The sequence below is a fragment of the Streptomyces axinellae genome (assembly GCF_039532135.1).
GTDB lineage: Bacteria > Actinomycetota > Actinomycetes > Streptomycetales > Streptomycetaceae > Streptomyces > Streptomyces axinellae.
The window spans coordinates 1-11,931 of the sequence record NZ_BAAARJ010000026.1 but is presented as its reverse complement, the minus strand read 5'-3'; the positions used below and the strand labels follow the sequence as shown (position 1 = coordinate 11,931).

Sequence of the window (11,931 nt, the reverse complement as noted above, 5' to 3'; positions counted from 1 at the left end):
ATGGTCTCCGGCAACCCCCTCCCCGCCCCCGATGTCACGCTCACCGCCGCCGAAGCACGCCGGATCGCGCTGCGCGCCCAGGGGCTGCTGGGCGCCCCGGACCGACGCGCGGGTGCGCGCGGTGTGCTACGACAGCTGGGCGCCGTACAACTCGACACCATCTCGGTGCTGGCCCGTTCACACGAGCTGGTGCCCTACGCCCGGCTGGGCGCGGTCGGCCGCCAGGCGGTGGAGTCGGCCTACTGGTCCGGAGAGCACAGCTTCGAGTACTGGTCGCATGCCGCCTGTGTGCTGCCGATCGAGGAGTGGCCCCACTTCGCCTTCCGCAGGCGCGCGTTCCGTGAGCGGGGGCACCGCTGGCACCGGATGAAGGACCGCGAAGCATCCTGCGCGGCCGTCCGCGACCGGCTGAAGACCGAGGGCCCGCTGACCACGGCCGACCTCGGCGGCGGGCGCAACGGCGGCGAGTGGTGGGACTGGTCCGAGAGCAAGATCGCGGTGGAGTGGCTGCTGGACATCGGCGAGGTCGTCGTCACCGAGCGCCGGGGCTGGAAGCGCGTCTACGACCTGGCCGAGCGCGCGGTCCCCGGCACCCTGCTGCACGACGACATCGACGACCACGAGTGCCTGCGGCGCCTGGTCTCCCAGGCGGGCACCGCGCTGGGCGTCGCCACCCGCGCCGACCTGGCCGACTACCACCGCCTCAAGGGCGACCAGGTGAGTGCCGTCCTGCCCGAAACCGGCCTGGTGCCGGTCGAGGTCCAGGGCTGGGGCAAGCCCGCCTGGGCCGACCCGGCGGCACTGGCGGGCCCCCCGCGCGGCCGGCACCGCACCACGCTGCTCTCGCCGTTCGACTCCCTGGTGTGGGACCGGCCTCGAACCCAACGTGTCTTCGGCTTCACCCACCGCCTGGAGGCGTACGTCCCCAAGCCGAGACGGGTGCACGGATACTTCGCGATGCCGCTGCTCGCGGGCGGCGAACTGTGCGGTCGCGTGGATCCCGCCCGTGAGGGCTCGACACTGGTGGCCCGCCAGCTCTCCCTGCGGGACGCCAAGGCGGTCGAGCCGATGGCGGCGGCCCTGCGCGAGGCCGCCGAGTGGGTGGGCTGCGACGCGGTACGGGTCGAGCGCTGCGACCCCGAGCCCCTGCGCCCCCGGCTTGAGGAAACCCTGACCGGCCTCGGTGCCTAGGGTCTCTCGCTTGGATCTCCGCGGGTCCGCGACGACATCTGCGGGGGTATGGGGGCCACGGGGGCCGAGGGGGCCAAGGACCCTCGGCCGATCGTCGGCCGACGGAAACCGACCGCCACCCGGGTCCTCAGCGGATCTCCAGGATCTTCTCCCGCATCGCGTAGACCACGGCCTCCATCCGGGAGTGGAGCTGGAGCTTCTCCAGGATGTTGCGCACGTGGTTCTTCACGGTGTTCTCGCTGATGAACAACTCCTTGGCGATGTCCCGGTTGTTCATCCCGGTCGCCACCAGCTTGAGCACCTCCAGCTCACGGTCCGTGAGTTTGGGCGCGGGCACCAGCTTGCTCTCGTCGGTGCGCTGGATCATCGACTTGAACTCGGTGAGCAGCTTCGCCGCCATCGACGGGCTGATCTGCGACTGGCCGTCGGCAACCGCCCGGATCGCGGTGGAGACCTCGTCCGTGGAGATCTCCTTCAGGAGATACCCGGTGGCGCCCGCCTTGATGGCGTCGTAGAGGTCGGCCTCCTCATCACTGATGGTCAACATGATGATCTTGGCACTGGGGGCGACCTCCTTGATGGCGGTGCACGCCTCGATCCCCCCTCTCCTGGGCATCCGCACATCCATGAGCACGATGTCCGGCAGCAGGTCCGCCGCCTTGTCCACGGCCTCCGCGCCGTCTCCGGCCTCCCCGACGACCTGGATGTCCTCCTCCTGCGCCAGGACGATCTCCAGCCCCCGCCGGAACAGCGCGTGATCATCGACCACCAGTACCCGGATCGGTTCCGCACGCCGCTCCCGCGGCTCCTCCTCAGCCATCGGACTCGGATGCGCATCGGGCGTGGGCATCGCCGGCCCGAAGCTCTCCACCATCGTTCCTCCCCCTGCACCTATTCCGCACCAACCCCGCGACGGAGAAAGGCGGTTGGTGTGAGTCATGATGTTACTCATGCTGGCGCCCCCGGCCGGGTGCCAGACCCTGCCGGGGGCGCGAACATCAAGCCGATGGCTCGAAGGGCTCGGTCAGCCCTTGAGCGCTCCGCCCGCACCGGGCGGCGCTTCCGCGACGAGCGGATCCGACTCCAGATGAATCACGCCATAGTCGTAGCCGTGCCGCCGGTAGACGACACTGGGCTGCTTGGTCTCGGAGTCGATGAACAGGTAGAAGTCATGCCCTACCAACTCCATTTCGTAGAGCGCCTGGTCAAGCGACATGGGCGCAGCCGCATGGGTCTTCTCCCTGACGACGAGCGGCCCTTCGCCCTGAACCTCCAGTGATCCCATCCTGGTGACCACCGGCTGTCCGTCGGCTTCCTGCCGAGCGGCCGGATCGACGGCCGCGTCGAGTTCTCCGTTGAGTTCCGACGCGAGGTGAGCGGTTGCCGCCGCCACGCTGATCGGTGCGCGGGATCCCCCGCGGTGGACTCGGCGCTTGTCGGCTTGCTTGCGCAGCCGCGCCTCCAGCTTGCTGGATGCCATGTCCAGTGCCGCGTAGGGGTCGGAGGCCGCGGCCTCCGCACGAATGACCGGTCCACGGGTACGCAGCGTGATCTCTACCCTGTCGGAACGGTCGGCCTGCCGGGGGTTGTGCTCCTTGCACACCTCGACATCAAGGTTGATCACCTTGCCGTCGAGCTTCTTGATCTTCTCCAGCTTTTCGGCCACGTGCTTGCGGAACCGGTCGGGCACCTCTGTCTTTCGGCCCTTGACGACGATGTCCACGCAGAACTCCGTTCCCGGACCCTCCGCAGGTATCAGTGCGGAGCGTCCTTGGTGCACTGACGCCGGAGGCTCGGCCTCTGCCCGCTGCTCTCCGGCACAAGGTCGGCTTGCGAGTTTCACCTCCTTCTCCCCCGAAGGGAAGATCGCCACCCAATCCGAACGTACCTCCAGTGGGGGAGGCTCGGCACCCCCTACTGGTCCGTACCTCCAATCAGTGGACGCTTCCCTCGTACCACCTGCAACGATGCTGGCACTTTGATGGTTCCGGCCTGCTCTCCACAGCGGCCTCCCACGTCTCTGGAAACTCCGCGGTTTCCTCGTCACTCACCGGAACGGACTGCCAGGACAGCCGCTCCCCGCACGCCTCCCAGCGCCCGCGCCGCCTCCGCGAGCGACGCCCCTGTTGTCATCACATCGTCCACCAGCACCACCTCTCCCGCACACCCCAGCAGCCTCTCGCCGCCTGGCACCATCTCCAGCGCTCCGTCAAGATTCGCCGCGCGCTGCGCCGCGGTCAGCCCCGACTGGTCCGCCACTCGCCGTCGCTGCCGCAGCACCGCCAGCACCCCTGCAGGCACTCCTTCCCGCCGGAGCGCCCGTGCGGCCTCCAGCGCCAGCCGTCGCACCGGATCGTGCCCCCGCCCCGCGACTGCCCGGCGCGCCGAGGGCACCGGCACCAACGTCACCGGAGCCCCGCGCCCGGGGGACGGGCCGCGCCGGGAGGGCGGCCCGCGCCGAAGGGAGGCGGTGGGCGGAGTGGAACCACCGGCGGCGTGCGACGCCATCCGGACAGCGCCCGCGAGCGCCGCGCCCAAGGGCGCGGCCAGTCGCAAGGCACCCCGCTCCTTGTGAGCAAGCAGCGCGGCCCGAGCCTCGTCGGCGTACGTCAGTGCTGCGTACACCCGAGGCAGCCCGGACGGCACCTGCGACGGCCAGACCCGCCGCGGCACCGCGCCTTCCAGCACGCTGCTGCACTCGTCGCACAAGCGGCCCCGCACCCGCGGGCGGCCACAGCCGGCACACCCCACGGGCAGCACCAGACCTGCGATTTCCTGCTGGAGCCCCTGCCACGACTCCCGCATGTCCCCCACTGTGGCAGTCGCGAGCAGACCCCACCACCCCTGTGGATAACTTCCGCCACCGCCACCCGCCGAGGCGCACACAAGCTCGAACATACTTGCGCAGAAGGCATGTTGCGGCCCAGCCAGCAGGCTCACAGAGCCCCGCCGCCCCTGCACCGTGGTCGTGCCGGCAACCCGCGCCCCCAGCCGCCCGGCATGCCCGTACCCCCCGGAGCCGTGAACGAACCGCCGGGGCCTCCGGCCCGCTGGGCACCTCTCCGCACACCTGAGCCGGACTGGATCCGCCCGCCCCAGCCGGGCTGGATCCCCCCGCCTCAGCCGGGATAGACCGGCGCCGACCCGCTCTCCGTCAGCGTCTTCCAGTTCGCGTCGGGAGGCAGCCGCACGATCCCGTCCTCCGAGTCGGCCAGCAGCGGCCTGGTCTCGTCCTCGGAGGCGGCGACGCCCGTCACATCGTTGATGCCCGGCAGCGTCGGCTGGTCGGAGACGGAGCCGTCGGTCTCCATGTACTGGAGCTGTTGCACGCTCCCCGACTCGCGCCCCACCACCACGAGCCGGCTGCCACCGGCCCACGAGGCCGCCGCGACGTTCTCCAACTGAGGGGCTACCGGACGCAGTTGTTCGACAGTCAACTCCGGCTTGCGCTTCGTACCACCGCGCACCACCCTCCCGAGCTGGAGCGATACATGCCCGTCCGCCTCGCGCACGCGCAGCGCCAGGCGCACCCCGTCCGAGGCGATGCGCAGTGACTCGATGCGCTGGTCCTTGTCGAGGTCGGGCACGCGCACCTGCTCGGGCTTCTCCTTGCCCCCACGCAACCGCAGCAGCCGCGGGCGCTCCGGATCCCGGTCCGCCACCCAGAGGTCGCCCAGCCCGTCCCAGGTCGGCGCGGTCAGCCGGTCGGTCTCGTGCTTGGCCTTGCTCGTGAGCACCGGAGCATCCATCGAGGTGGGAGGGCTGCCCTCCAGCCGGCCGACGTACAAGGACCGGCGCCCCCGCGAGACGGCCGCCGCCTCGCTCTCCATCCGGTTCACGGCCACGGCGCCCATCTCCACCTGCCCGGTGCCCAGCGGCCCTTCGACGGGGTAGGGCTGCTCGCCCTTGCGCTGGAAGGCAGCGACCCTGTGCTTGCCGTCGATGAAGTACGCCCGCTTGGCACTGCCGTTGAGGCGGCCAGGCTGGTAGGTGTCAACCTGTTCGCGCGTCCGCACGCATATGTCGCGGTCCTTGGGGCCTGCCAGCTCGACCTTGCTGACCTTGGCGGACGCCTGGTCCTGCACGGTGTGGAGCACCTGCGCCGCCATCCGGACGCACTGCTTGCGGCCGGCCTTCGTGCCTTGAGCGTTCAGCCGTACCCGCAACGCCCCTGAATCGTCCAGGGACAGGTGCTGGCCGGGCGCCAGGCGAGTACCGCGCGGGAACGCCGAGGTGACGACCGGATCGATCCACCCCGAAGGCCCCTGGAGCAGCGCGGAGACCGTTTCGGTGACCGGGTTGATACGGCGACGCAGATACACCGGATCGGCCACGAGCACATTCCGCCCATCTGTGATCGAGTCCGCGTCATGTCCGAGCTGGGCGTAGTAATACGTGTTGATCGGCCGGTAGATGCGCTGGAAGTCCGACTCCCCGAGCACCAGCCCGTCCGGCATCCGGTCGATGCGCCACTGCCCCTCCACCTTGGTCAGGTGGAAGACCACGCTGTAATTGCCCTTGGCGGGCGAGTAGGCATGCTTGTCATCAACTTCCGCCATCCGGCTGCCGGATACCTCCACCGAATAGCCGGCCTTGGCGACCGTGCGCGCGGGGGGAGCCTTGCGGGCGGTCGGACCGTTGGAGAGCACGGTCGTACCGGCGAACGGATCCCAGTCGCGCGCCATCCGGTGCGTCAGGTACTCGCGAGCCGTCGGGAAGGTGGCCTCGTCGCTGGTGGTGGCCTCCAGGAAGCCGCGCACGATCTGCTGCGGCGCCTCGCCCTTTTGAGGGCTGACGCTGTAGACACGCACCTGGGAGTCGGCCTCGGCGCGATGCGAGGAGTTGACGTGATCGACGCTCCCGTCGTCCGGCATCGACGCACACCCGGCGAGCAGCGTTCCGCACGCCGCGAGCACCAGCAGCGCGCGCCACCGCTTTTGATGCTTCATCCGGTGCTCACTTTCCATCCCCGCGCCCCTCCTGACCGATCGGACCGGCTCTTCTCACCGGCTCGGCCGAGGAGGGAGCGGCCGGATACGAGGCGGCCGGCGAAGGACCGGACGACGAAGCATCCGGTACCGCTCTTTGCCCGGAGGCCGCCACAGAGGGCCCCATGCCGCTCTCCGCACGACCCTCTGTACGGCCCTCGCCCCAGCCCTCACCGGATGCCGCGCCCTCCCCGGCTCCCGTACCAGTACGGCCCCCGGGCCCCGCTCCCGCACCGCACCCGGGCTCCGGACCGGCCCCTGCGCCGTTCCCGGACGACGGTCCCTCCGCACGCCTGCTCCTGGGCACCGAGGCGGCCAGCCCCCTCTTGCGCCGCGAGTCGGCGGGCTCCAGCCGCAGCGGGGATCCGCGCAGTGGCTCTCCGGCCGTGCACGGAAGCACCAGCAGGAACTGCGAGCCGTCCCCCGGCTCGCCCCAGGCCCGCAGCCATCCCCCGTGCAGACGGGCGTCCTCAAGGGCGATCGAGAGGCCGAGACCGGTGCCGCCCGTGGTCCGGGCACGCGCCGGATCGGCCCGCCAGAAGCGGTTGAAGACGCGCTCCGCCTCACCCTCCTTGAGGCCGACGCCGTAGTCACGTACGGCCACCGCGACCGCGCCGGCGCCGGTCGCCAGCCGGACGACCACGTCGCGGCCCTCCCCGTGCTCGACGGCGTTGCCGACCAGGTTGCGCAGCACCCGCTCGATCCTGCGGCTGTCCACCTCGGCGATCATGGGCTGTTCGTCGCCCCGTACGAGAATCCGGCTGCCCTTGCGGTCGGCGAGCGGTTCAGCCCCCTCGGCCACGCGGTGGACCACATCCCGCAGGTCCGTCGGGGCCGCCTCCAGGTTGGCCGCACCGGCGTCGAACCGGCTGATCTCCAGCAGGTCGCCCAGCAGAGACTCGAACCGGTCCAGCTGTCCGAGCAGCAGTTCGGCGGAACGCGCCGTCGCCGGATCGAAGTCCTCGCGCGCCTCATGGATGACATCCGCCGCCATCCGGACCGTCGTCAGCGGCGTACGCAGCTCGTGCGAGACGTCGGAGACGAAACGGCGCTGCATCCGGGACAGCTCTTCCAGCTGCAAGATCTTGACCTGGAGGTTCTGCGCCATCTTGTTGAAGGACTCGCCCAGGCGTGCGATGTCGTCCTCGCCGGTGACCTTCATCCGCTCCTGGAGCCGCCCCGCGGCAAGTCGCTCGGAGATTCCCGCGGCCATCCGGACGGGCGTGACGACCTGCCGCACCACCAGCCACGCGATGGCTCCCAAAAGCACCACCACGAATACCCCGGCAGTCGCCAAAGTGCCCTTCACCAGGCTCAACGACTCCTCTTCCTGCGAGAAGGGGAAAACGTAGTAGAGCTGGTACGGATTGCCCCGCGCATCGTTGAGCCGCTTCCCGACGATCAACGCGGGGTCACTGCCGTGATCTTGCCGATAGACCCGCGCATAACGGCGGTGCGTACCGGGCTGCTCGTCCAGCGCCTTGCGCAGATCCGCCGGAACGCTCTCCTCCGGCCGGATGTCACCGGAGGACCTCGGCCCCCGGGTGCCTATGTTGTTGCTGCCGGCGAACGGCGCCTCGTTGTTCTTCGAGCCGAGCGCCACCACCGAGTAGACGCCCTGCCCACCGCTGGCCAGCTGCTCCACCAGATTGTTCAGCCACGTACCCGCGTTCTGGACGCTTCTGCTGCCGCGCACGCTGTCATCGGAGCCGCTGCGCCCGCCGCCCGCGCCGTCGGCCATCTGCTGGGCCGCCGCGAACCCTCCGGATGCCTGGCTCTGGGCGGTCTTCTCCTTGGCCTCCAGGAGACCGTTGCGGACCTGGCCGATGACGACGATGCCGAGCAGCAGCACCACACCCAGCGACAGCAGCAGCGTCGCGGCGACGACCCGCAGCTGGATGTTGCGCCGCCACAGCCGCATCACGGGCAGCAGCGGCCTGCGCACCCACCGTACGAAGAAGCGCACCATGGGGCGCGCACCGGGCCCGGTCGCGCCCTCTGGCAGCAGCCCGTCGGAGAAGAGCACACCACTTCGCCACAAGCGCCCGAATTTGGATATATCGGACTCACGACCCGCCTCCCGCCCCCCGCCGGTGCGGTGCGGGGCGGGGCCGTTCCGACTCATGTCAGCTGGGTCCGGCCTTGTAGCCCACCCCGCGCACGGTCACCACGATTTCCGGCCGCTCCGGATCCCTCTCCACCTTGGAACGCAGACGCTGCACATGAACGTTGACCAGACGGGTGTCGGCCGCGTGCCGGTACCCCCACACCTGCTCCAGCAGCACCTCGCGGGTGAACACCTGCCAGGGCTTGCGCGCCAACGCCACCAGGAGATCGAATTCCAGCGGGGTCAGAGCTATCGACTGCCCCTCCCGCTTCACCGAATGCCCGGCCACATCGATCACCAGATCACCGATGGCCAGCTGCTCCGGCGCCGGCTCCTCCGAGCGCCGCAGCCGCGCCCTGATCCGTGCCACCAGCTCCTTCGGCTTGAACGGCTTGACGATGTAGTCATCCGCCCCCGACTCCAGCCCGACCACCACATCCACCGTGTCGGTCTTGGCGGTCAGCATGACCACGGGAACCCCGGATTCCGCCCGGATCAGACGGCAAACCTCAATGCCGTCCCGTCCAGGCAGCATCAAATCGAGCAGCACCAGGTCCGGCTTGACCTCACGGAAGGCGGCAAGCGCCTTGTCGCCGTCCGCGACGAACGACGGTTCAAAACCTTCTCCGCGCAGCACGATGCCAAGCATCTCTGCCAATGCGGTGTCGTCATCGACGACAAGGACGCGTCCCTTCATGCCCTCATCATCCCATTACCCGATCCGGTAGTTCCCGTTCGTGACGCGGAACACAATGCGGCAATGCTCTCAGCCGTGACGGGAGAGGCCACGCCCTGGTCCGTCACAATGGCCGTGACCAGGGAAGACGGCGTCACATCAAACGCCGGGTTGTACGCCTGGGCCCCCACTGGAGCCAGCGAGAACCCACCCCCGGACTCCGGCCCCGCACCTCCCCGCTCACGCGCCCAGAGAAGCTCCGTGACCTCCTGCCCCGAGCGCTGTTCCACCTCGATGCCCTCCCCCGTCCCCGTCTCCAGATCCACCGTCGTCACCGGAGCCACCACCAGGAACGGCACCCCGTGGTATCGAGCGAGCACAGCCAGCGGATAGGTGCCCACCTTGTTCGCCACCGAGCCGTCTGCCGCGATCCGGTCCGCCCCCACGAGCACCGCGTCCACCTCACCCGCGGCGAACAGCGCCCCGGCCGCGCCGTCCACCAGCACGCTGTACGCCATCCCCTCCTTGGCCGCCTCATACGCCGTCAACCGCGCCCCCTGCAGCAGAGGCCGCGTCTCATCCACCCACAGCCGCCGAAGCTCCCCTGCCCTGTGCACCGCCTTGACGACGCCCAAAGCCGTGCCCTTCCCCCCGGACACCAGCGAGCCGGTGTTGCAGTGAGTCAAGATCCGCAGCCCGCCACCCGGAACCAGCTCTTCCAGCAGCGCACTCCCATGCCCCGCTATCCGGTCGCTCGCCTCGGCGTCCTCACGGTGCAGCGTCCTGGCCTCCGCCAGCGCGTGCGCGGCAGCGCCCTCCGGTGCACCCCCGGCACGAACGGCAGCCTCGTACGCCCCTTGCACACGTCTCGCGCCGTACGCCAGATTCACAGCCGTCGGTCGCGCCTGCGCCAACTGCTCCGCCGCATCCGCCACATCGAACCCGCGCGCCGCCGCCAGCGCCACCCCGTACCCCCCGGCGAGCCCCAGCAACGGCGCACCCCGCACGGCCAGCGACTGAATCGCCTCCACCAGCCCCGGCACATCCGTGCACACCCGCTCGACCTCCTGGGCCGGCAGCCGCGTCTGGTCGAGGAGCACCACCACCGGCCCCTCGGGTCGCTCTTCGTAACGGAGCACCGGCACACTCTCTTCAGCCATCCGCCCAGTCTGCCTTCCCATCCGGCTCCCATGAAGGGGCAGCCACAGCTCCCGCCCGGCCGCGATCACGCCCTCCCGTGGGACGATGGGCAGCCCATCAGGCGCCGGACTACCCACCACGAGGTGACCTCACGTGAACGACTCCCCGGGCTCGGCTTCGCCCGGACCTTCTTCGTCCGAAACCAGCTCCTCCGAAACGAGCCAAGGGGCCCCGGACGACGACAAGGAGCGCACAGCCCCCGAGGCAACACCCCAGGACAGGAGTCGGACCCACCCCGCCACCGACCGGACCCCCCACAACTGGGCCGCCCAGCAGCCCCCCGCCGTCCCCCGCCAAGGCGGCCCCCAACGCTGGGGCGACGCAGGAGCAACGCGACCGTCTTCAAGCCCCCGGCCCGGCGCCATCGGCGGCGGGCGGAACAAGAGCTGGAACACCAACTGGAGCCAGTACCAGCAGGCAGCCAAGCCAGGCGTCATCCCGCTGCGCCCGCTGGGAATCGCCGAGATTCTCGACGGCGCGATGAACACCATGCGCGTCCACTGGCGCGGCGCCCTGGGCATCTCGCTCACGGTCGCGATCATCACCGAACTGGCCACGACCATCGCCCTGCACGTCTGGTTCAGGGACGACAACCAACTCGCCGCCCTCGCAAAGAACGACAGTCCCAGCTTCGAAGATCTCAACCACGCGCTCACCGGGTCCCTGGGCAGCCTCTCCGTCACCGCCCTCATCGCCATGCTGGGCAGCGTGATCACCACGGGCATGCTCACCATCGTCGTGAGCCGCGCGGTCCTGGGCCGCCAGATCACCATTGCGGAAGCATGGCGCGACTCGCGGCCTCAGCTACTGCGCCTGCTCGGCCTGCTGATCCTCATCCCGCTCCTCGTCTCGGCCGTCGTGACGCTGTGTCTGCTGCCCGGACTCCTCGCCACCCTCGCCGGCTCCGCGAACGCAGGACTCTCCCTGCTATCCCTCGGTGTCATCGGAGCCGCCGTCGCAGGGACCTGGACCTGGGTGCGCCTCTGCCTTTCGGCGCCCGCCCTGATGCTGGAAAAGCAGAGCGTCCTCACCTCGATGCGCCGCTCCGCCAAGCTCGTACGCGGGAGCGGGTGGCGCATTCTGGTCATCCAACTCTTCACAGGACTGCTGGTCCTCGCGATCTCCTTCGTCGTCCAGCTGCCGACAGCCGCCATCGCCACGCTCCTCGGCGACGGCGCCGGCAGCTCGCTGATCACCGGCGCCGGCTCGGTCATCGCATCGGCCATCGCCCTCTCCCTCAGCGCCGGCATCACCGCGCTCCTCTACCTCGACCAGCGCATCCGCCGCGAGTCCCTGGACCTCGAACTGGCCCGCGCCGCAGCAGCCCCCGGCCACGAACGCGAATAGCCCCACGCTCGCCTCCCGCCACCGAGAGAACGACGCGCTGATCAAGACGCACTGATCAAGCAGCCGACGACGCCCTCAACGGAACGAGCACCCAGCCCGTCGTCCCCTCCCCCAACCTCGCCTGACGACAAGAAAGACGACAGACAACAGCTCACACGCCGCCCCCGCGACGTCGCCCCGCCAAGCGGAACCACCCTCAAGCCGACCAACGCGCGAGCATGCTCCCCCGGAGAGAACAAAATTCAGCGGCCCCAGCCCCTCTATGAGTTTCTCCAGAGGGCCTGTTTTTGGGCATAAAAAATAGCCCTGCCGGCCAGTGGCCAACAGGGCTATCTCTAAAAGAAGTTCGGCGGTGTCCTACTCTCCCACACGCTCCCGCATGCAGTACCATCGGCGCTGAAAGGCTTAGCTTCCGGGTTCGG

The 11,931-nt window shown here is 69.7% G+C and carries 9 protein-coding genes and 1 rRNA gene; 2 read left to right on the top strand and 8 right to left on the bottom strand.

What is annotated here, in order from left to right; genetic code table 11:
- Window positions 1–1,191 carry a winged helix-turn-helix domain-containing protein gene (locus ABD339_RS29810; RefSeq protein WP_344570262.1) on the top strand — a complete coding sequence of 397 codons (1,191 nt, stop codon included), beginning with the start codon at window positions 1–3 and terminating at the stop codon, window positions 1,189–1,191.
- 127 nt (window positions 1,192–1,318) lie between these two features.
- On the opposite strand, the gene ABD339_RS29805 is transcribed toward ABD339_RS29810, so the two are convergent.
- The 7 genes from ABD339_RS29805 to mtnA all read right to left on the bottom strand — a co-directional run bounded on the left by ABD339_RS29805 (window position 1,319) and on the right by mtnA (window position 10,122).
- The gene (locus ABD339_RS29805; RefSeq protein ID WP_425576140.1) at window positions 1,319–2,065 is read right to left on the bottom strand and encodes a response regulator; all 747 of its coding nucleotides are present in this window, start codon (window positions 2,063–2,065) and stop codon (window positions 1,319–1,321) included.
- Between the two features lie 150 nt (window positions 2,066–2,215).
- Entirely contained in the window at window positions 2,216–2,914 is a 699-nt protein-coding gene (gene hpf, locus ABD339_RS29800) for a ribosome hibernation-promoting factor, HPF/YfiA family (RefSeq protein WP_344570260.1), read from the bottom strand.
- Window positions 2,915–3,234: 320 nt separating this feature from the next.
- Entirely contained in the window at window positions 3,235–3,996 is a 762-nt protein-coding gene (locus ABD339_RS29795; protein ID WP_344570259.1) for a ComF family protein, read from the bottom strand.
- A 314-nt stretch (window positions 3,997–4,310) separates the two neighbouring features.
- Window positions 4,311–6,158 carry an LpqB family beta-propeller domain-containing protein gene (locus ABD339_RS29790; protein WP_344570258.1) on the bottom strand — a complete coding sequence of 616 codons (1,848 nt, stop codon included), beginning with the start codon at window positions 6,156–6,158 and terminating at the stop codon, window positions 4,311–4,313.
- Window positions 6,148–8,304 (bottom strand): MtrAB system histidine kinase MtrB, encoded by a 2,157-nt coding sequence (gene mtrB, locus ABD339_RS29785; RefSeq protein WP_425576139.1) that lies wholly within the window; start codon window positions 8,302–8,304, stop codon window positions 6,148–6,150. Before mtrB ends, ABD339_RS29790 begins: the two co-directional genes overlap by 11 nt.
- A gap of 1 nt (window position 8,305) precedes the next feature.
- The gene (gene mtrA / locus ABD339_RS29780) at window positions 8,306–8,983 is read right to left on the bottom strand and encodes a two-component system response regulator MtrA (RefSeq protein ID WP_344570257.1); all 678 of its coding nucleotides are present in this window, start codon (window positions 8,981–8,983) and stop codon (window positions 8,306–8,308) included.
- Window positions 8,980–10,122 (bottom strand): S-methyl-5-thioribose-1-phosphate isomerase, encoded by a 1,143-nt coding sequence (mtnA, locus tag ABD339_RS29775; RefSeq protein ID WP_344570256.1) that lies wholly within the window; start codon window positions 10,120–10,122, stop codon window positions 8,980–8,982. The genes mtrA and mtnA overlap by 4 nt, the downstream gene beginning before the upstream one ends.
- Window positions 10,123–10,255: 133 nt before the next feature.
- Here mtnA and ABD339_RS29770 point away from each other — a divergent pair, with 133 nt between their 5' ends.
- Window positions 10,256–11,509: a hypothetical protein gene (locus ABD339_RS29770; protein ID WP_344570255.1), complete on the top strand. Its 1,254-nt coding sequence runs from the start codon at window positions 10,256–10,258 to the stop codon at window positions 11,507–11,509.
- Window positions 11,510–11,853: 344 nt separating this feature from the next.
- On the opposite strand, the gene rrf is transcribed toward ABD339_RS29770, so the two are convergent.
- Window positions 11,854–11,931: ribosomal RNA gene (gene rrf, locus ABD339_RS29765) — 5S ribosomal RNA — on the bottom strand; the annotation flags it as partial.

Coding starts and splice junctions, on each gene's coding strand:
- ABD339_RS29810 (WP_344570262.1), top strand. CDS start 1: ATGGTCTCCGGCAACCCCCTCCCCGCCCCCGATGTCACGCTCACCGCC.
- ABD339_RS29805 (WP_425576140.1), bottom strand. CDS start 2,065: ATGGTGGAGAGCTTCGGGCCGGCGATGCCCACGCCCGATGCGCATCCG.
- ABD339_RS29795 (WP_344570259.1), bottom strand. CDS start 3,996: ATGCGGGAGTCGTGGCAGGGGCTCCAGCAGGAAATCGCAGGTCTGGTG.
- ABD339_RS29790 (WP_344570258.1), bottom strand. CDS start 6,158: ATGGAAAGTGAGCACCGGATGAAGCATCAAAAGCGGTGGCGCGCGCTG.
- mtrB (WP_425576139.1), bottom strand. CDS start 8,304: ATGAGTCGGAACGGCCCCGCCCCGCACCGCACCGGCGGGGGGCGGGAG.
- mtrA (WP_344570257.1), bottom strand. CDS start 8,983: ATGAAGGGACGCGTCCTTGTCGTCGATGACGACACCGCATTGGCAGAG.
- mtnA (WP_344570256.1), bottom strand. CDS start 10,122: ATGGCTGAAGAGAGTGTGCCGGTGCTCCGTTACGAAGAGCGACCCGAG.